Raw genomic sequence first — 20,770 nt, 5'->3', positions numbered from 1 at the left:
TTCAACCTCCAGGCTGCAGCACCCTGCCCAGAAAGGCCGCCGTTCGACTTTCCTGGCATTTCGCGACCTTCGCCGGAGCCCCGCATACCACGACTTTCCCGCCCTGGCTCCCAGCGCCCGGGCCGATGTCGATGACCCAATCACTCTGCGCCACCACGCGCATATCATGCTCCACCACAACCACGCTGTGGCCTTCATCCACCAGGCGATTTAATTGCACCAGCAAGCGATCCACGTCCTGGGGATGTAAGCCGTTGGTTGGCTCATCCAGCACGTACAAAGTGGCGCCCCGGGCTTTGCGTTGCAGCTCGGTGGCCAGTTTGATGCGCTGGGCCTCGCCGCCGGACAGTTCCGTGGCCGGTTGACCCAGGCGCAGATAACCCAGCCCGATATCCTGCAGCACTTGCAGTGAGCGCTTCGCCGACGCCTGCTCGGCAAACACCTCAAGCGCCTGGTTCACGGTCAGTTGCAACACCTGAGCGATATTCAGCCCCTGCCAGTTCACTTCAAGGGTCTGGGGGTTGTAGCGATCCCCGTGGCACGTGGGGCAGGGTGCATACACGCTGGGCATGAACAACAGCTCGACGCTGACGAAGCCCTCGCCCTCGCAGGTTTCGCAACGGCCTTTGGCGACATTGAAGGAGAATTGTCCGGCATCAAAACCCAGTTCCTGCGCCTGAGGCGTGGCGGCGAACAATTTACGTACGTGATCGAACAGCCCGGTGTAGGTAGCGAGGTTGGAGCGCGGGGTGCGGCCGATGGGTTTCTGGTCCACCTGGACCAGCCGCTTGACCGACTCGAGTCCGGCGGTGACGTGGCCACCGCTGGTTTGCAGCGGTTCATCTTCCAGGCTTTGTTCGTCGGCTTCGGCGTTGTGGCTGGCCTGGCCCAGATGGCCACCCACCAGGTCCAGCAGGGCCTGGCTGACGAGGCTGGATTTACCCGAGCCGGAAATGCCGGTCACGGCGCTGAAGCAACCCAAGGGAAAGGCGGCGCTGAGGTTATCCAGATTGTTGCGGGTGATGCCTTCCAGGCGTAGCCAATCCTTGGGTGTTCGAGGCGTGCGCCCCGCAGCGCTGTCCTGGGCAAACAGGTAGGCGCGGGTGCGTGACTCCGGCACCTGCCGCAGGCCCGCGGGCGGGCCGCTGTATAGGATTTTTCCGCCTTGTTCCCCCGCGTCGGGGCCGACGTCGATGAGCCAGTCGGCGCGGCGCATGGTGTCCAGGTCGTGTTCGACCACAAACACCGAATTACCCGAGGCCTTGAGGCGTTGCAGGGCCTGGAACAGCGCTTCGCTGTCGGCCGGGTGCAGGCCAGCGGAGGGTTCGTCCAACACGTAGATCACGCCGAACAACTGGGAGTTGAGCTGGGTTGCCAGGCGCAGGCGTTGCAGCTCGCCGGAAGACAGCGTCGGTGTGCTGCGCTCCAGCGCCAGGTAGCCGAGACCCAGGTCGATCAAGGTGACGATGCGCTCCAGCAATTCGGTGGCGATGCGTTGGGCGGCCAGGCGTTTTTCCAGGGACAGATTGTGGGTGTGGCGTGCATCAGGCCCACCGGCGTGGGGATTCTCACCCCGGGCGGCGCGTTGCTCGCGGGCCTCGCGGGTTTGCTGGTGGGTGAGGGTTGTTCCCGGTTCCTCGGCTTGTGCCAGATAATCGGGGGCGGCAACGCCCTTGAGCACATCGGCCAGTTCCAGCAACGGCAGGTGGGACAGTTCGGCAATGTCCAGGCCGGCAAAGGTCACCGTCAGTGCCTGGCGCTTGAGGCGTTTACCTTCGCACACCGGGCAAGGGCTGGCGCGCATGTATTGCGCCACGCGTTTGCGCATCTGGGCGCTTTGGGAGTGCATGAACGTGTGCAGCAGGTAGCGTCGGGCGCCGCTGAACGTGCCTTGATAGCTGGGCTCGAGTTTGCGCTTGAGGGCTGCGCGGGTCTGGGCCGGGGTGAGCCCGGCGTACACCGGGACAGTGGGGGTTTCTTCGGTGAAGAGAATCCAGTCACGCTGCTTTTTGGGCAGGTCGCGCCAAGGAACGTCGACGTCATAACCCAGGGTTACCAGGATGTCTCGCAGGTTCTGGCCCTGCCAGGCCATGGGCCAGGCCGCCACGGCGCGCTCGCGGATGGTCAACGAAGGGTCCGGCACCATGGACGCTTCGGTCACTTCATAGACCCGGCCCAGGCCGTGGCACTGCTGGCAGGCCCCCTGAGGCGTGTTGGGCGAGAAATCCTCGGCGTACAGCATCGGTTGGTCGGCCGGGTAGCTACCCGCTCGGGAGTAGAGCATGCGGATCAGGCTCGACAAGGTGGTGACGCTGCCCACCGAGGATCGCGCGCTGGGCGTGCCGCGCTGCTGTTGCAAGGCCACCGCTGGCGGCAGACCTTCGATACTGTCCACGTCCGGCACGCCCACCTGGTCGATCAGGCGCCGGGCATAAGGCGCGACTGACTCGAAATAACGGCGCTGGGCTTCGGCATAAAGCGTGGAAAAGGCCAGCGACGACTTGCCCGACCCCGACACGCCAGTGAATACCACCAGGGCATCGCGAGGGATGTCGACGTCGACATTCTTGAGGTTGTGTTCGCGGGCGCCACGCACCCGGACGAAACCGGTGTCTTCAGGCAATGGCGAAGTGGAGGCGGGACCGGAGCGTGGGGGCATGGAGCGTTCCTTGTTTGCGTCTGTTCAACGCGTGGAGGCTTTCTGGCGAAACGGCGTCACTCGGAGAGTGGAACCTGAGTCACAGCACTGATATTTATGCGACCGGGTTCGTCGATTCTCGTGCAATAAAAATTTTCTCCGAAGCGAAGAGATGAGAAAAGCTTCGCAATTGTCATGGAAACGGACCCCGGATGCCTCGATCAAAGCTGTTCACTGCTCTGTTTGTTGCGCTGCTGTGGATGATAACCAGCGTGGCCCGCAGTGATAACCAGCGGCGTGTTCGCCATTTTCGCGTTCAGGATGGCGCCCCAGGCGTACCGTGTTTCCAATCTGCCGCGCCGATCAATCTTCCCCGGCCGCACCCGGCATCCCACCAGATGACCCGCAGCAAAGGCGCTTGCTGCGCGATCAGGATCGCTTGTGTCGGGTCGCTTTCAACGAAGTGCGTGCACCCCAACTGTACGCATGCCCGGGCTTTGTAGAGGGCAACCTGTTCTGGGCTGTCGTTGCACGAGCGGGTATCTCTCATGATCAGCGGTGTCCCGCCATGGCCGTGCTGGCTTAGCCAGGCTTGAGTACGAACGCGATCCATCTCCGGGCGCCCGGTGATAATCGCCTTCACCCGCCCCAGAGGTGGCAGCTGCTTGAAGGGCTCGAGGCGGTCGCGTTCGCCAAGCGCCGCACTCAAGTCCGCCGCATAACGTTGGAGCGGGATATCTGGAAGCAGTATTCCGTCGAGGTCGATGGCGTACACGTCGTAATCATGGTCATGGGCCATCCTGCCGGTACGCCCGCCACCGGTGTCGATCCAGCGATCGCGATAGGCGCAGGTAAGGGCTTGGCGCTCCCAAGGGAACTGCAAGAAATACCCTCGCCCGTCCAGCCCGTAATCGGGGCGTATACCGCTTAGGTCGTCAAAGCCGACAGTGAAAACCCTCACGATCAATCCCCTGCGCTGCAAGAATGCCAGGCAGTCCTTCAGGGTGTGCCCGGTGCCAGCGATGTCTTCACAGAGCAACACCTTGCTGCCTGGAGGAGGAAGGGGGATCGACGAGTCCCAAATCACGCTCCGATCGACCCGGTAATAGCGCAAAAAGGCCGGTTCAACGCCCGTGGCATGCGAGACCATCAGCGCTAAGGGGCCTCCACCTCGCAATATACCGATGATGCTACTGAACGCTTCTTCGAGAAGCGTAGGCTGTATCGACGCGACCAAGCGATCCATCTGCTCATACGAGATAGGCAGCACGGGTTTGAGCACGTGCGATTTCTGGACAGACACTGTTTTATCCGGTGATGAAAGCGAGTGTTCGGTGGGTGCTTGATGGCCCTACGGAGCCGTCACAGGGCTATGGGGTTGGCACAGGGTTCGATGTCCAGTCGTTTGACTCACCACCGTCGGCGTCTATTAAGGAAAGTCTGAAGGACAGATCGCGATACTCGCCCAGGGAGTGTCGCGCTTCTTCGGAGAGATCCGAGAACGCCGCTTCGCCGTGCTTGTCGACCAGCTCCAAAATCGCGTCGAGCGCCGCACGGGTCTTTGGGCTGAGCGCTTGATAAGCCTCGGCACCGGCCTTGATCGCTGGATCATCGGGTTCGCCGGGTTCGACGCGACTCAGTCTGGTATCGGAAGCCCGGTTGACTGTTTCCAATGAAATGTCGGTCAGCGCCAACGAATCCAGGCTACTTCGCTTAGGACGCGGAGCGCCGATTCCAGCGGTCCGCTGCGGCGGTAATGCGTCGAGTTTGCGCCGGGTATCTTGTTCCTGCTGATCGACTTTTTCTTGTTTGGACTTAAGGGCTTTACGTGCCATGCCGATAGGGGTGTAAAGCGCACTCAGGGCGGCCATTGCTTTCGCCTCCAGTGGACCTTTGCCCTGACGAAGGGCCATCTGATGGCGCGCGGATAGGGCAGAACGTTCTAAAAATTTGGCATCATTTATCGCGCTTCTCCATAGCTCAGGTTCTGATTTTTTTCCCGCGGCAGGCAGTTGCTGGTTTTCCTGCACGAGACGTTGGTATTGCTTGCGAACGTCTTGTTTATCCAGTTTTCGACCAACGAACTGTTCATCGATTTTCTCAATCTGCTCTCGAGCATATTCGCTCAGCCTGGGCAGGTCCTGTTTACGGGATTCAACACCCGGCTTCGAGAAAAGAAGGTTGAGTTTTTTTGATTTTTCCTTTGCCGCATGATGAGGTTCAGTCGAACGGTTGGCTTCTTTCGACCGTTCCATGAGCACGACAGTTTCGGTGGGACCCGATGCGTAGGATTTATGTTTGAGTTCGAAAATGTCGTAGCGCTGTTGCTCATTCTTTCTTGCATGCACGAGCAATTCACCCGGACTGGTATTGCCTTGACGTAGCAATAGCTTGAATGTTGCCTCGTTGTGCTCAGTTGAGTAGAGGTTCAGCGTCCCATCGGCAATGGCGTTGGCAGCCATATGGGTAATGGCCGACTGAATCATGTCCGGGGAGGTCTCCTTAAAAGCATCAAGGGTCTTTTTACTCAAATGTGCGGGTGAAAGTTTATCGACGTGCTCGGTTTGAGCCGAAGTTTTGGCAGACTCGATGGCTTGCCCATGCCGCAAGCGACCAAGGAACACGGGAGAGCTGCTTGCACCCGGTATCATTTGCTTTCTCTCCTCATGCGCTTATGCAAATTGGTTCGGTCAAATGAGTGGCCAATAGTGTTGTGCCGGTTCCCACGTCAGCTGGATAAATTTGCACCGTATAAGTCGGCGAGGATTTACCCGGTCAATCCACCGGACTGAATTCGCCGCTGCTCGGCAACCACTTTCAATAAATCCAGATCAGACTGGGAAATATGACTGCCACGCCGGCTGCCTTGGCCGGACGCTATACTCCCGCGACGAGTCTCAGGGGGCGAAAGAGTCGACGACTGACTACTGAGCTTGCGCTCGATTTCTTGACTGCGGTTGGCGACGTTAGTCTTTAATTCGTCATCAAACCAACGCCTGTTTCCGACCAGCACATAGCCTGTATGACCGCTTGCGTGAGCATCACGCGCCTCCTCCAGGAAATCGTTTAACTTGACCTTGTCCGGTATGATTGCAATGGCGCCAAATTCGCCCAGTGCTTGCGGAGCAATGACGGTAGCTGGAAGGTTACTGTGCATGTTTGTACTTGGGTTGCCTTCGTCCGAGCCATGATGAACCAGGTTCCAGTCTGATGGATCATCAACATTCAGATGTGTTTTCAACTTGCCGCGTAATGAGTGGTTGATGTCGTCAATGACTCGTTCCTCGAGGCGGGTGACATAATCAACAGTCGGGGCGGCACCCGCCGTCTCTTTGACGGCGACATTTTCATATTTCGATCGAATGTAGGCGATACAAAGATCGGTGGGCTGCTCGTTTGGCGCAGCTGGTTTTGCCGAGCCTCGTCGTTGACTCTGTTGCGGGACGTCATCCCACTGCGGCATCAAAAACAGCAAGTCGTAGTCGGCGGTGAAGGGAAGAGCAGGCTTGCCGTGAGGTTTAACGTTCGGTGCCAGCACTTCAACAGCCTGACCGTCTATGGCTATTCGATAGGTGCCGTTTGCGGTTTTATCAGCAGTGAAGTTAAACGTGGTCCCATCCTCCCTGGTACTTGCGAACGCAGGCGGAACAAGCGGTCTTATCAAATTGTGTTGCTTCAGGTAGTCCATGCGTGCTGCTGGCAGTTCCAAAGGCACCTTAACCGCGTGGCCGCTCTCCACGCACCGCTCGATTTGCAGATTCGCTTTTTCCATATCGGCCGGTGTCGTGCTGCCTTTTCCACTGAGCTGCTGATTTGCCGGAATAAAACCGAACAGCGGGCCGACCATGGAACTCTTCCCTTTTATATTAAGCCCCTTGGTTGGATAGCCCATCCCTATCAGCTGTGCGTTGTGTGGATCAACAGGGCGGAAAGCGATAATGCATCGATGCTTCCGAGCGATGTCATGGAGCTGGTGCAAGTGCTGCGCACAGATGCCTGTTTGCTGGCTGACTTTATCGATATCGTCGCGGACGACCTCAGTCAACGGGCGGGCAGAAACTGCTGTGGTATGCCCGGCCTCAGGTGCTTTATCGGCGTTAAAGCTGAACGTTTGGTTCCATTGCACCGGGCCTAAGCTACTCATTCCATCCGCTTCCAGAATTTAGTTCTCGAGTAGGTGGCGATTTCAGGCATGTCGGTTCCGCACGCCTCGGGCATTTGCTCCTGGAGGTTAGGGCCGGCCGAGTGGAATACCGCCTAACGCATTCATGATCATCTGCTTGCCGCCTTCATAGTTATGCGGCGTCATGCTTCTGGTCCCGGAAACCGTGGGTGATGGCACCGAAAAAAACGCGCCCCGAAGGCGCGCGTTAAAAATTGGCTGGATGCGGCCAACCAAAGGAGCTGATGACTGGACTTGCGCTGCTGCTTGATCGGCGAATCAAATCAACCGCATGCGGTGTGCCCATAAACGCCTGGCGCTCAGAAACGTGATATTCGCCCTTTGCTTTCAACCAACGGCAGCAGGGAACGGACGGCATCGCTGCGCAGGTAAAGCGAAGCCCAGGCCGCAATGCCCAATAGCCCACTGATGATCTGCGAGGCGGAGCCCAATTCACCCAGGCGCAAATGGGTGCAAATGGCGCCACCCAGGAATCCTGTCACCAGTATTGCGCCCAACACGGCGGTTCTCGGAATCACATAGAGCACGGTGCAAACCAGGATGATGCTGCCAATGACAGAGGAGAGGTGATCGGGGAATCCGGTCAGCTCCATGTTTTTTGCGAGGACTTGGGGCGCGAAAATATTCACACCGGCGTCGGCAAGTAATGCCAACACCACCAGAGCGCCCAGGACTCTGCCCGTCCAGTGCGCGACGCCGGTTTTTTTCTGCATATCTGAAATCATGATTAGGACCGTGGTAAAACTCATTGGGTGGGTTGACGCACAGGCGTTAATTCAAGCAAGGCCCGGTTCTCCCGCAGGGTTCGGCGCAGCCCTCGGCGAGTGGCCGGCTCGAACACAGTCACCGGCGCCTGCTGACGCTCAAAGCTCGTAAGCGGACCGTATAGCCTCAACGGCCCGCTCGCCGATCACGACGCACGGGGCCATCGTATTGCCGCTCGTGATATGCGGCATGATCGAGGCATCGGCAATGCGCAGGCCCTGGACGCCGTAGACGCGCAGTTGACTATCGACCACGGACATCGCGTCCTGGCCCATTTTTGCCGTACCGCATTGGTGCCAGTAAGTAACGGCAGCGTTGCGAGCGTAATGTTCGAGCGATTGGATGTTGAGTTTTCCAGGCAGGCTTTCACGTTTGACCAAGCCCTTGAAGGGCGCCTGCGCGCCCAGTTCCTGGACAAATCGGATGTTTTCCAGCGCGTTGCGCCGGTCGGTGGGATGCGACAGGGTGTTGGGCTGGATGATCGGCGCATCGGTCACATTCGGGCCGCTGAGCTTGACCCGGCCGCGACTTTCCGGATGGGCAAGGCCTGCGAACATTGTCCAGCCATGTGCGGGAACGCCGAGTGAGGCGTTCTCTGCGCTGGGCACTGGAAATTCAACTTGGCAGTGGAACATATCGGGGAGATGCAAAGCGCTTTCGCTGCTCCAGTAGAGCGTCGCCTCCGAGCCGCCGTAACCCACCGGTTGTGGAGCCGCGTATTCGAAAATAACGGCAAAGGACACGTGGTCCTGATGATTGGCGCCAACGCCGGGGAGATGCTGGACGAACGGAATACCATGGCGCTGCAGTTCCTCCTCTGGCCCCACGCCTGATTGCATCAGGACCTTGGGCGTGTTGACCGCCCCCAACGAAAGAATGACTTCGTGATCGGCGTAAAAGCACTCGATCTGCCCATCTTTTATGGTTTCTACGCCGATGGCGCGTTGGTCCCTGAAGAGTACGCGACTGACAAGCGTATCAGTCAGGACCGTGAGGTTGGGCTGACCACAGCGTGGAGCGACGTAGGCGCGGTAAATGGAATTACGCCGGCCGTCCTTGACGATGAGGTCGTTCAAGGCTGCACCTCCGCGGCCTTCCATCATGGCGCCGTTCGGGTTCTCGAAAACCGGTATACCCATGCCGGCAGCCGCACTGATCATGGCGTTGGCAATCGGTTGGGCGTCTCGCACAGGCGCGACATGAACCGGTCCGCCCTTGCCGCGACGCACCGGATCGCAGGTGCCCTGATAGTCTTCCACGCGTTGATAAATTTTCAGGACCGACGCGTAGTTCCACGCCGGGTTGCCACTGAGTGCGGCGAAGTCTTCCCAGTCGTTTTTATGGCCGCGGGCCCACAGCATGACATTGACGCTGGACCCGCCCCCCAAGCCGCGGCCCATATTCAATGGGATTTTCCGGTCGTTGAGATGAGGGTTCGCGGCGCCCACGAAGTTCCAGTCGCGCTCGGTGCCCAGGTTAAGCGGCCAGTTCCCCGGTTCCAGCACGTGGGGGTGGTCATCGCTGCCTCCCGCCTCGATGAGCAACACTTCCACCTCGGGATTCTCGGCCAGTCGTCCGGCCACGACGGAGCCGGCGGTTCCCGCGCCACAGACGATGAAATCGAAATGGTGTTTATTCCGCGCGCAATTCATAGGCATGAGCGAGGTTCCTTGGTCGGGGTGGTATCGCTCGCCAGGTTCAAGCGTAGATCGAGGTGCAAAATCATTGCTGGGGAGAACATGCGGTGAATCTCGCTAGGGTATTGATAGGGGAAGCCGGGCACGATGACGGGTCCATCGACTGCCGTTTTGTTTGCTGGGCAATGAGTGACGGCAGGGGGGCAAAAGGTTCCAACGGATGTTTGCCGTCGGCTGGGTAGCAGGAGGCGAAGCTCAATCTCGCCAGATGTGACGACCGTTGCGAGGGAAGTGCGTTGCGTCCGAGCTTCCGCCACCCTGTCCTGAGACCGGTGGCAATCCATCCCGACGCAGCACTTCCCTCGATCCCGGCGCAGAAGAGGCCCGAAATTATTGGCTCTTCTGAACAGCCTGGATGATGACTTTTGCAACATCTGCCGGGCGTGACTGTTGCGGCACGTGGCTGGCGTCGATTTCGGTGACCTTGGCACCGATCTTCTTGGCGAAAGCTCGCTGCAGATCAGGCTGGATCATCCGGTCTTCCTTGGCCACGACGTACCAGGATGGCTTGCCTTTCCAGGCGGCGGCGCTGGTTTTGTCATCGAATGCCGAGGCGCGGATCGGCCCTTGCGTCGCGGCCATTACCGCGGTTTGCTCTGCGGAAAGATCCTGGGCAAAACCGGTGGCCATGCCCTCGGCGGTCATGTACAAGAAACCGTTTTTGTCGGCGGCGATGTCTTTCACGCCGGACGGAGCAGGGTAGTCCTTGCCCAGGTCTTTACTGGCTTGACCGGCATCCGGAGCGAACGCGGCGACGTACACCAGGCTGCGTACTTTCTTGTCGGTGCCAGCCTCGCTGATGACGGTACCGCCCCAGGAGTGGCCGACCAATACGACATCGTTCTCCTGGTTGTTCAGGACACGCTGCGTGGCGGCGACATCGTCAGCCAGCGAGGTCAGCGGGTTTTGTACCACGGTGACCTTGATGCCTTCCGCCTGCAGCAGCGGGACGACCTTGCCCCAATCGGATCCGTCGGCGAAAGCGCCATGGACGATGACGACAGAAGGTTGCTGCGCCGCGGCATGGACCGCGCCGCCGAACAATGAACAGGTCATGGCGAGTGTGAGGGCAAGGGCCTTGGGTTTGAACATGATGCGATCTCCTGTGTGGGGTGAGCGCAGTTTCAGCAATACTCGGCGGCTGAGGTATCGGTCATTTATCCGAGGCGGTGAATAATGTTCAATCGAATGCCCGGAGGAAACGACATGTCGGCAGGTGGCGCGGCTGCGACCCTCAAAGCCCTGACGCTGGGGTGGATTGGAGGCTAAGTCGAATAAGTCTTTTGTTTCAATCGCTTGGCAGCATCGTTGGTTTCGGCAGGTTCACGTGCGCGCGGGTGGGAAAAAGCCTGGGTAGGCGCCAAGTTATTTTTATTGCGTGACTTCTAATTTATTTGCAATAAAAATCGTTTTTATGATCATTGGCAAAATATTGTTTCGTATTTTATTGAAAAGATGCAACACGCTTTTTATTGAATCTACCTAAGATTAAGCAGCGGACCTGTCGAACAAGCTGAATAAAATAACCAGGAGCTGAGCATGATGGACCTGAACGGTTTTAGTTGCCTGTCAAGCAATGCCGAGAGCCACGTCATGGCGGCTCATCATGTCTGGCTCATTCCTGGAGCACTTCCAGACGACGGTTTTGAAAAGAACGCGGGGGTGCCTCATTGGACATCGCGCGCCTGTGGCCAGGCTGTTGGGTGCTCGTTGGCAGCTCAGGGGGCGGTGCAGTCTTATGAGCGGCTCGATGGACGCGGCTACGTCCGCGGCTTCGAAGGTGATGCAGTGCAGGTCCGCTATCGGCTGCGGGTTGCAACACTGACCTTGCAAGCATTGCGCAGCCAGCCACCGCGGCAACCCGGGTTGAGCGAGAAGGGCAGGCGCGCCATGGCCGTCTCCAGAGCAATCAGCAGCCCACTCTCCGAACGTGAAACACAAATCTTGCGCTGCATCAGTGAGGGCGGCAGCAACAAGGAAGTGGCGCGTCAGCTTGGCATCAGCCCGAGTACGGTGCGCACTCACGTCGAAAGCATGTTCCGCAAACTGCAATGCACCACTCGTGCAGCGGCCACACTCAAGGCGCTGAGCCTGGGGTTGATCTGATTCAGAGCGAAGACGGCACCTGGCGCATCCCCATGCATTGTCCAACCGCGCGACGATGCCCCTGATCAGCCCTGCCTGCTTGAGCCGTTCGACACGTCTCAGGCACGCCGGGGCGCTCAATTTCACTGTGTCGGTCAGTGCAACGTTGGAGATGGGTGCATCGCGCTGCAAGGGTTTGAGAATCGCGCAGTCGGTGCGATCAAGCTGCACGGGGCAGGGCACGGGAGGTATCAGGTTTTCGTTGTTTTTTTATTGTGCTGGTGATGACTGGAGAGCAATAACACAACGAAAATACTGGTCAGATCGAAATAATGTTTTTTAATCGGCGATCAACTTGCAACACATGTTTTAGATTTTTTTCTTACTATTTATTCATCGAAGTCGCTGCACGCACTTGGATATCCAACTCGTAGCGAGTTCCCTGAGGGGGGCAAAAGTGCTTTACGCGCATTTGGGTGGAGTGTCTGCCCTCAATGCCTATAGTTTCCTGTTCCGTAACGGTTGAGATGTATCGGCGCACGACAATCGAGGAGCGAGCCTGGCGACAGGTTCGCTCTCCAGGATCAGGTCGTGCAAATGGGTGCAGATTATCGGGGAGTGAGTGCAATGGATGCGATGTCGCAAGCAGCAGCCTGGATCAAGGAGCCTTCGGCGGATGTCGGGGTGGTTATTGTCATCAGCGCGTCGTTACCCAAATACATCATTGATCAGGTGCATGTCGCAATAGACGACTGGGACCAGGTTGCCTATCTGGCGGTCCAGCGTCCGGCAGAGTTGATGCTCGACTGGCTGCAGTCAGGGGCGAAGCCGATGCAGTCGGTAACAACTTCTCGCTGTCAGGCCAAGCAGCTACTCAGTCCAGTGTGTCCAAATTGCTTTTTGTTGGATGTCGAAGTCGAAGCAGTCCCAGGCCTCGCCTGGCTGGGGTCGGTCTGTGGTCACAAGCTGCGAGTCCTTGAGTTGAGCATCGACGGACCGTCCAGCACGGACATGGACCAACACGTCGAGCGGATTCTGTCGGCAGCTCAAACCCTGGCCCGGTGCCTGCTGCAAGAGCGATGCGTGCTCTAGCGTAGGGCGTCATCGGTACGCCTTCGAAACACTCCCTGAACCACGCAGGAGTAGTTCATGAACTCGTTCGTCCTTAAAAACACCTTGCCAGCCCAGGCCGAGGAAGATGCACAGGAACTTGCCGAGTGGCACGATGCCTTGCTTTCGGTCATCGCCCACCGCGGGGAAGCCCACGCGGGGCGGGTGCTCGACCTGCTCGTCGCTGTCGCTGGTCGCGCTGATTTAGGCTGGCGGCCCCGCTTGGGTACACCCTACATCAACAGCATAAGCGTCGAGCAACAACCCGCGTTTCCAGGAGACCTGGCCACCGAAGAGCGCCTGGCGTCGATCATTCGCTGGAATGCTTTGGCAATGGTGGCTCGGGCCAATCAGGTGTATGGAGAACTGGGCGGACACATTGCCAGTTATGCCAGTGCAGCGGATCTATTCGAGGTCGGCTTCAATCATTTCTTCAAGGCGCGCAACGAAAACTCCGCTGGCGATCTGGTGTTCTATCAGGCGCACTCGGCGCCCGGTGTATATGCCCGGGCCTACCTTGAGGGGCGCCTTGATGAAACAGACTTGCAGCATTATCGGCAGGAGATCGGTGCTCGCGCAAAAGGCGCCAGGGGCTTGTCCAGCTATCCGCATCCCTGGCTGATGCCGGACTTCTGGCAGTTCCCGACCGGTTCCATGGGGATCGGCCCGATCAGTTCGATCTACCAGGCTCGTTTCATGCGCTATCTGGACCATCGCGGCCTGAAGAACACCCGCGGCCGGACGGTCTGGGGCGTATTCGGCGACGGTGAAATGGATGAGCCAGAAAGCATGTCGGCGCTCACACTCGCCGCGCGTGAAAGGCTCGACAACCTGGTCTGGGTGGTCAATTGCAATCTGCAGCGCCTCGATGGTCCAGTGCGAGGCAACGGCCGAATCATCGACGAGCTGGAGGCGTTATTTGCAGGCGCCGGCTGGAACGTCATTAAGTTGGTCTGGGGCTCGGATTGGGATTCGCTATTTGCGCGCGACCACGACGGCGCCCTGGTTGAGGCATTGTCGAATACTGTCGATGGTCAGTTTCAAACGTTTGCCGCCAAGGACGGGCGTTTTAATCGCGAGCATTTTTTCGGACAGAGCGAAGCGCTGGCGCAATTGGCTCGAGGCCTGACCGACGAGGATATTGATCGCCTCAAGCGCGGCGGCCACGACATGGTGAAAATTTTTGCCGCTTATCACCGGGCCGCGCTCGAAGACACAAAGCCGACGGTGATTCTCGCGCAGACGAAAAAGGGTTTTGGCATGGGGGAGGCCGGGCAGGGCAAGATGACCGGGCACCAGCAGAAGAAGCTCGACAGTGAAGCGCTCCTCGCTTTCCGCAATCGCTTCAATCTGCCACTGACCGACGACCAGGCGACCTCCCTGGCGTTCTTCAAGCCCGACGCCGACAGCGCGGAGATGCGCTACCTCCATGAGCGCCGTCGGGCGCTGGGCGGCTACCTGCCGACACGGCACTCGTCGTGTGACGACGATAAGGTTGCCGTGCCCGAGATCGATCGTTACGCCAGTTTCGCCATCAATGCCGGAAATAAGGAAATGTCCACGACCATGGCCTTCGTGCGCATGCTCAACGGGCTGCTGCGAGACACCACGCTGGGTCCACGCATTGTGCCGATCGTGGCGGATGAGGCGCGCACATTCGGCATGGCCAGCCTGTTCAAGCAGATCGGTATCTACTCCAGCGTAGGACAACGCTACGAGCCAGAAGACATCGGGTCTATCCTCAGCTATCGCGAAGCGCAGAATGGCCAGATCCTCGAAGAAGGCATCAGCGAGGCCGGGGCAATCAGCTCCTGGGTGGCCGCCGCCACGAGCTATTCGGTGCATGGGTTGCCGATGTTGCCGTTTTATATCTATTACTCGATGTTCGGCTTCCAGCGCATTGGCGATCTGATTTGGGCGGCGGCCGATCAACGTGCTCGCGGCTTTCTTCTCGGCGCAACCGCCGGTCGCACGACGCTGGGCGGCGAAGGCCTGCAGCATCAGGACGGCAGCAGCCATTTGATGGCCGCGACTGTACCCAACTGCCGCGCCTATGATCCGGCGTTCGCCGGTGAGTTTGCGGTGATCCTGGATCACGGCATGCGCCAGATGCTGGAGCGCCAGGTCGACGAGTTCTACTACGTCACCCTGATGAATGAAAACTACCCGCAGCCCGACCTTCCAGGTGGTGTTGAGCAAGACATTCTCAAAGGCATGTATCTGTTTGCCCGGAACGAATTGCAAGACCCTCGTGGCAGCGTCCAATTGCTCGGATCTGGCACTATCCTGCGCGAAGTGATCGCGGCCGCCGAACTGCTCGCCAACGACTGGAACGTTGACAGTCAGGTCTGGAGCGTCACCAGTTTCACCGAACTGGCACGGGACGCGCGCGAGGTCGAGCGCCACAATCGACTGCATCCTCAACAGCCCGGGCGCAGGAGCCATCTACAGGCGTCGCTCAATAACGCGACGCCCGTCGTCGCCTGTAGCGATTACGTCCGGGCCGTGCCAGCGCTGATAGCCAGCTACATTGAGCCTCGCTACACGGTGCTCGGCACCGATGGTTTCGGCCGAAGCGATACCCGCGCTCAACTGCGTCGATTCTTCGAAGTGGATCGTCATCAGATCGTTCTGAGCGCCCTGACCGCGCTGGTTCAAGCACAGACACTGGCGCCGCAGGTGTGCGTCGAAGCGATTGCCCTGTACGCCATCGATGTGGATTGCCTGGCGCCGTGGGAGGCGTGAACAGGGTGCGTCGATAACACTTCAACCTGCAGCACTGATGATATGTCTGCAGGCTGGAGTGTTCAGCTATCCGGATGCTATCGAGCCGCTCACTTCTGCGGCACAGCCTCAGGTGGTTGTGGGTCCGCCACGTCATTAGCGTTGTTCCCCACGCGAGCGGTAGCCTGCTTGATTGCAAGCTCGGTGAGTTCGGTCGGCGCCTGGGATGCTATTTGCAACCCTCCTCGGATACGGTGAAAAGTGTTTTCCGCGGTTCTGCCCCAGGTTCCCGGCATGGAACCGTGCGGTAGATCGGCCCGATCGGGCGACCGGATGTTCTGCATTGCCGTTTGTGTGCGTGGGAAGTTGGACGTGGGTACTTGAGCGGGGGCGCCCGGTCCGGGAAGCTCTTGCGTTTTTCGCTCCTTTTCAAGCGCCGCCAGACGAGCCTCGGTTTCAGCGCCCGCCTGAAAGCTCGCATAGGCCGGAATAAGGAGAGCAGGCGAGCCCAATGCGGCCAAAAGCACCTGGCCAAACTGCTGCGCCGGCGTGTCTGAGCCAAAGGCCCGTGCCGCTGAGCTGACGCCCATGGCGCTGCCCAACCCGGCAAGTGAGCCGTAGGTTTTACTGAACAGGCTTTGACGGACCTCAGGATTGCTCGGGTCGCTGGCCAACACCGCGTCCGAAGCCGCTTTTGCCAGGCGATTGGCCAAAGGTTTGTCGACTTCCTTGAAGGTGTGGGTCGGCAATTCACGTCCGCGTCGATCAGCAACGGTGCTGCGCAGTTGCGCGCCCGATTGCACGCCGCCCATGATCAAGCCACCCGCCATGGAGGCCAGCGTGCGGGGACCAAACTGCTCCACTGGGATATGCGGCTGGGCTAGCCCTATCCCTTGCCGGATGCCTTGTGCCAGGCCAAACGCGCCGAAGGCTTCAGCCTCGCCAATGCCGGTTCCGTTCTTGTTGGCTTGCTGGGCGTTGAGATGGCGACCGCGCAGTTCATCAACCTCCTGCATGGCGGCGTCTTTTTGCTCTGCGGTCAGGGGCTTGAGCTCGCCATCGACAATAGCCCGGGGATTCGGGTTTGGAATGACCTCTGACGCTTTCACCGGTTTAAGCGCCCACCCCCCCATCATCTCCTGACTCATGGGCTTGAGCAGGTTGGTGCCTACTTCATGTGCCGCCGCCATCACGGGCGCGGTAGCGAATGCCTGGGCCTTCAGGTCCGGGACCGCAGACTCTACGACCGCGCGCGCAAAGCCGAACGCCAGGCCCGATGCGAGCATTTGTGGCACGGCGCCCGCGACGACCGCCTTGGCAGTCGCTCCCCAGCCGTCGTTGTGCTGATGGAGCTGCTGAAGCTTGGCGGGAAGTTTGGCGTTATCCAGCGCATCTTTGAATTCGCCATCGACTGAGGTGTGCTCGACCAAGTCACTGAGCATCGTGCTGATACGTTCCCAGTCCTCTAGCGGTTGCCTCAATTGCTTCAGCGCGCTGACCGTTGCGTCCGCTTTGGTCAAGGCCGTTTTCAACGCGTCGGGTATCAGGTTCACGGTCTGTTGGGCATGAAGCGCGAAGGCGTTTTCGCTACGTTCTATGTGCTGTCGGTCGGCAGCCGACAGCTGTGGATCGGTCAATGCCTGTTCGTAGAGAGCGACGTGTGCGCCAAGCAAATCAGTTTGTGCGCGCACTGCCTGTGTCAGCACCGTTTGGTAAGCCTCCAGATCCGGTGGTTGTTGTGGATCCTCAGTCAGCTTTTCCAACTCATGGATCAGCGTCTGTTGCGCTTGCTTGGCATCGGCCAGTAAGCGTCCGGTCATGGATTCGGGCGCTTTCCCATTGGCTTTCGCAAATAGCTTGTCATTTATGTCAGCGTAGGCAGTACCGGGGTGCTCCTGCAGATATCTACCTTCCAGAACCATGCGCTGCTTGGCTACCGCGGCGTCAAAGCCGGACCGCCCCAATTGGGGAGCCAACAACGCGGCCTCCCTGGCTAGCGCGGGGGAGGGCTGTCCTGGTTGTGGCGACTGATGAGCTTGGGGGGCTGGGTTGTTGACGGGCGCGCGAGGGCGCATGGGCGTCAATGCGATATCTGTCCGCGGTGTGGACTGTGATCGTGTTGGGGTGAAGGGAAAAAAATTTCCTGCCGGTAGCGTCGGACCTAGCATAAACCCCCCAGACTCGTGCGCGCTGAAGGTGCGCGTTTTGCGCCTGCATCGAGAAAGTAGCTGTGCTGCCATGATTGCGCATACTCAGCGATATGCCCCAGCAACTGCACGAACTGTGGTGCGCCGATCTGGGTCAGCTCAACTGTGCAACTGAACTGTACTTGGCCCGTGTCGTCGTTGTGTGAAAAGCAACAGGGACGGTCTGCGCTGAATAAATGAAAATTGACATTCATAAGCTGAAGCAGGACGGCATCTCTGCGTCGATCCGGTAACGGGCCGAAGTCTGCGTGAATCATGACGGTATCGGCTAAGTTGGCAAAACTGAAGGCAATGCCTTTCACGTTTAGCTGAACCCGATCTAAATCAATCGCAGCCACAGGGATCTGAGAAAGCTGACAGATATCTGTAACAAATCGATGGTAGCGCTCATTACTCATTTTTTTATTCTCTGAGCTGTTTGAAGGTGAAACAGTTGTTCTTTTTATTGCGTCGAACTGTCTCAAGTACTGAGTGGCGCATGCCGTCGACCAGGTTCCATGTTTTTTTAAAAAATGACGTCAAACGTAAAATGTTTATCGAACTTTCTCTAGGACTCCGGTCAAACCCCGTTGTATCCAAACTGTGAAGTAATACCATTAAAATGAGCGTCGGCGATTGACAGGGTTTGGGCGAGCGGTATTCTCTGCCGCCCTAAAGCACCAGTTGTTTAATGGCTTTCAAGAAGAAGCACTGACAACGACCAGAGAAAACGGGTCGGTACGATAGTGCCAAGTGGCCATTCAAATTGTTTCAAAAAATATCACTTACGCTCGATGGAATAACTGATCGCAGCGCGCGTCACACACGCACTTTTGGATCTGCCGTGGCATTTGATCAATAAATAGACTGTAGGCGCTATGCGCGTGCAGTCGTCAGGCTTGGTGTAACGGGTCTGTCCGACCTGCGATCATCACTAATGATCGCGCAGCTTATGGCCATGCTTCGCCTCGTGCTTGCAGCGGGAGGGCGTATGAAGTAGTGCCGATCACGGGGTTTATATGGGTGTGTGCGATTACTTTTACTGCGGACCTGACAACATTGCCGAAGCGCCTGATATCAAGGTCATCGCCCAAAGTACTTCACTGCTTGGCGTCGACCTGTTGCTTTCTGGAGAGACGGGGACCGGCAAGGACACCCTGGCTCAGCGCATTCATTCAATGTCTGGGCGCAAGGGTGCGTTTGTCGCGATGAACTGTGCGGCAATCCCGGAATCATTGGCTGAAAGTGAATTGTTTGGTGTGGTCAACGGTGCGTTCACCGGGGCTAATCGCTCGCGAAAGGGCTACATCGAGGCTGCGCAGGGCGGGACTTTATACCTCGACGAAATCGATAGCATGCCGCTCAGTTTGCAGGCCAAGTTGCTGCGGGTCCTTGAGGTGCGAGCGATTGAGCGCTTGGGCTCTACCACGGTCATTCCGTTGGATATTTGTGTGATTGCATCGGCTCAGCGGCCCTTGGCCGAGTTGGTGGAGCGGGGCGAGTTCAGGCGCGATCTGTATTTTCGGCTCAACGTGCTGACGATCCAGTTGCCAGCGCTACGTGACCGTCGCGAAGACATCGTTCCGCTGTTTTCCCAGTTCGTGACCGCAGCTGCGCAAGATCTGGGGTGCGAGCCTCAGGCTATATCGCCCGAACTCATGCAAGCGCTCTTGGGTCATCCCTGGCCGGGCAATATCCGCGAGTTGAAATCAGCGGCCAAGCGATTTGTTCTTGGCTTGCCGTCGATAACCCTGAACTCAAGCACGGAGATCGAGGGGCGCACGCTCAAGGCACAAATGCGGGCTATCGAACGGATCCTTATTCAGGAAGCCCTCAAGCGTCACGGGCACTCGATTGATGCTGTGAGTGTGGAATTGGGCATACCCCGTAGAACGCTCTATCACCGGATCAAGTCGCTGGACGTATTTGGCAAGGCGTCTTCGCTTGAAAAAAATCTGGAACCTGATTTAAAGAACTTTCCACCCACTATTACCTAGCGAGCCCGCTAGAGTATGAGGAGTTTATTATGCCAGGTATCTCGAGCAACCCTTTTAGCACCATCACCAATACGCTGGGTAGTGCGGCAAACATGGGTGTCAACGCATTTGCCGGTGCCAAGCAAGAAGCTAATAGCGTTAAAGCCAACGCTGCTACGCAAGGTCAGTTGAGTCAAGCAGCTTCAGGGGGTGAATCAATGAGCGCCCAGCTGGACGTTATGAAGCGCAACGATAAGGAACAGGCCGGATTGATTAAGTTGCAAGGTGATGCGGCTTTGCAAACGATGAGGCTAAATACAGCGAGCGCTATCGATTCCGCTCGCTCCGACGCAGCGAGCAAGTCTATTTCCAATATGGCTGGGCAGGCTAAGGCCATCAGTTACTAAAGATCCATCCTCCCTCCTTCCTCCCCCCCCCTTTTTTATTGTTGTGGTGATCAAAGGGGGGGTAACATTCAGCGAGAACCTTAAAGTTTATGAGTAATATAAGCATGGCAGTACCGCTTGTCGGCGGGTTAGGTATCACTAGTATTTCTCAACCTAAACATGCCGACTCATCAAAAGTCTCACCTTCTTTATCGGGTGTCGTGACGGAGCTTGCTAACTCCCTGATGCCCGGTGGAAAAGTTGATCTTAGTAGTCCATTGGGAAAGATGGTGCATGACAAACTTTCCGAAAATAAGGGGATGGGGCTTATGGGGTTGGCAGCAAACCCTCAAGAGACCCTGAAAAATGCCATGATGGACATTGTTAAAGATAAGATGGGGAGCAACTTTATCGCCAATGCTGGAAGCAGGGACAGTCAGGACCTTATGGGGCAAGTTGTGAGTGGGTTGGGGCAATCTGCGCTGAATAACGCTCTACAGCCCAAAGGTGACGGCACTACCTTTTCCAAGGAAGACAAACCGTTGCTTCAGCAAGTGGCTGATTATATGGATAAGAACAAAGCCGCCTTCGGAGCGCCAGATTCTGGGTCATGGAGCAAAGAACTGGATGAAGACAATTATCTGTCTAAGGGCGAAACCGCCAAATTCAAACAGGCACTCGAGCAAGTCTCTCAACATATGACAGGCGGGTCCAATAGAACCGATTATCCGGGTAGTGAAAGGATGATGGGAGGCGGACAAGGTGGTTTCGGCAGCAGCCCTGCGCTATCGACTGGTGGCGCGAGTGAAATAGACCAATTGCGCCAGATGTTAAATAGCAACGAAGGCATGGAGGCTTTTCAACAAGGGTTGCAGTTGGGGTTGGGAATCGCTTCCGGCACGCCACCTGGCCTTGCGATGAATCAAGGCGAGCATACGGCTTCCCAGGCTGCTCGGAACGTCCTTGACGTGATGCGCGCCAGCGTAACGTAGTCCTCAGTTCAATAGTCCATCGTCCACG

Annotated in this window: 13 protein-coding genes and 4 pseudogenes; 7 read left to right on the top strand and 10 right to left on the bottom strand. The window is 57.8% G+C overall.

Annotation, left to right across the window (positions count from 1 at the left end; all coding sequences use genetic code 11):
- Positions 1-16: 16 nt before the first annotated feature.
- The 7 genes and pseudogenes from AC3I65_RS13715 to AC3I65_RS13685 form a co-directional block, all read right to left on the bottom strand.
- Positions 17-2,659, bottom strand: a pseudogene (locus tag AC3I65_RS13715) (excinuclease ABC subunit UvrA); the annotation flags it as partial.
- Positions 2,660-2,954: 295 nt separating this feature from the next.
- On the bottom strand, positions 2,955-3,920 hold the full coding sequence (locus AC3I65_RS13710) for a phosphoribosyltransferase (RefSeq protein WP_160892423.1): 966 nt from the start codon (positions 3,918-3,920) through the stop codon (positions 2,955-2,957).
- 88 nt (positions 3,921-4,008) lie between these two features.
- Entirely contained in the window at positions 4,009-5,262 is a 1,254-nt protein-coding gene (locus AC3I65_RS13705) for a hypothetical protein (RefSeq protein WP_488523882.1), read from the bottom strand.
- Positions 5,263-5,405: 143 nt separating this feature from the next.
- A complete protein-coding gene (locus tag AC3I65_RS13700; RefSeq protein WP_488523881.1) occupies positions 5,406-6,782 on the bottom strand; it encodes an anthrax toxin-like adenylyl cyclase domain-containing protein in 1,377 nt (458 codons plus the stop codon).
- A 338-nt stretch (positions 6,783-7,120) separates the two neighbouring features.
- Positions 7,121-7,534: a DoxX family protein gene (locus AC3I65_RS13695; protein ID WP_107322379.1), complete on the bottom strand. Its 414-nt coding sequence runs from the start codon at positions 7,532-7,534 to the stop codon at positions 7,121-7,123.
- 150 nt (positions 7,535-7,684) lie between these two features.
- Entirely contained in the window at positions 7,685-9,244 is a 1,560-nt protein-coding gene (locus AC3I65_RS13690) for a GMC family oxidoreductase (protein ID WP_281459182.1), read from the bottom strand.
- A 369-nt stretch (positions 9,245-9,613) separates the two neighbouring features.
- On the bottom strand, positions 9,614-10,375 hold the full coding sequence (locus AC3I65_RS13685) for an alpha/beta hydrolase (RefSeq protein WP_047225817.1): 762 nt from the start codon (positions 10,373-10,375) through the stop codon (positions 9,614-9,616).
- An 810-nt stretch (positions 10,376-11,185) separates the two neighbouring features.
- Between AC3I65_RS13685 and AC3I65_RS13680 the strand changes: the two are divergent.
- Positions 11,186-11,389: pseudogene (locus tag AC3I65_RS13680) on the top strand (response regulator transcription factor); the annotation flags it as partial.
- A gap of 39 nt (positions 11,390-11,428) precedes the next feature.
- Here AC3I65_RS13680 and AC3I65_RS13675 read toward each other — a convergent pair.
- Positions 11,429-11,623: pseudogene (locus tag AC3I65_RS13675) on the bottom strand (Lrp/AsnC family transcriptional regulator); the annotation flags it as partial.
- Positions 11,624-11,755: 132 nt separating this feature from the next.
- On the opposite strand from AC3I65_RS13675, the pseudogene AC3I65_RS13670 reads away from it, so the two are divergent.
- From AC3I65_RS13670 to mdeB, 3 genes and pseudogenes are all read left to right on the top strand, one after another.
- A pseudogene (locus tag AC3I65_RS13670) lies at positions 11,756-11,894 on the top strand (1-aminocyclopropane-1-carboxylate deaminase); the annotation flags it as partial.
- Positions 11,895-11,995: 101 nt separating this feature from the next.
- Positions 11,996-12,460 carry a transketolase gene (locus AC3I65_RS13665; RefSeq protein ID WP_107322381.1) on the top strand — a complete coding sequence of 155 codons (465 nt, stop codon included), beginning with the start codon at positions 11,996-11,998 and terminating at the stop codon, positions 12,458-12,460.
- 57 nt (positions 12,461-12,517) lie between these two features.
- Positions 12,518-15,223: an alpha-ketoglutarate dehydrogenase gene (gene mdeB, locus AC3I65_RS13660; protein WP_488523880.1), complete on the top strand. Its 2,706-nt coding sequence runs from the start codon at positions 12,518-12,520 to the stop codon at positions 15,221-15,223.
- Positions 15,224-15,312: 89 nt separating this feature from the next.
- Here the strand turns inward: mdeB and AC3I65_RS13655 are convergent, their stop codons facing one another.
- Positions 15,313-17,181 (bottom strand): hypothetical protein, encoded by a 1,869-nt coding sequence (locus AC3I65_RS13655; RefSeq protein ID WP_488523879.1) that lies wholly within the window; start codon positions 17,179-17,181, stop codon positions 15,313-15,315.
- Between the two features lie 182 nt (positions 17,182-17,363).
- Positions 17,364-17,807, bottom strand: coding sequence for a CesT family type III secretion system chaperone (locus AC3I65_RS13650; RefSeq protein ID WP_305465946.1), 444 nt, complete (start codon positions 17,805-17,807; stop codon positions 17,364-17,366).
- Between the two features lie 600 nt (positions 17,808-18,407).
- Here AC3I65_RS13650 and AC3I65_RS13645 point away from each other — a divergent pair.
- From AC3I65_RS13645 to AC3I65_RS13635, 3 genes are all read left to right on the top strand, one after another.
- Complete coding sequence (locus tag AC3I65_RS13645; protein WP_107322385.1) at positions 18,408-19,385, top strand: sigma 54-interacting transcriptional regulator; 978 nt, start codon at positions 18,408-18,410, stop codon at positions 19,383-19,385.
- Positions 19,386-19,414: 29 nt separating this feature from the next.
- Positions 19,415-19,771: a type III secretion system major pilin HrpA gene (locus AC3I65_RS13640; protein ID WP_107322386.1), complete on the top strand. Its 357-nt coding sequence runs from the start codon at positions 19,415-19,417 to the stop codon at positions 19,769-19,771.
- A gap of 104 nt (positions 19,772-19,875) precedes the next feature.
- Positions 19,876-20,742, top strand: coding sequence for a hypothetical protein (locus AC3I65_RS13635; protein ID WP_160892289.1), 867 nt, complete (start codon positions 19,876-19,878; stop codon positions 20,740-20,742).
- The last annotated feature ends 28 nt before the right edge of the window (positions 20,743-20,770 follow it).

It is taken from the genome of Pseudomonas sp. N-1-13 (assembly GCF_057787095.1).
This window is presented reverse-complemented; position numbering and strand designations above follow the sequence as displayed.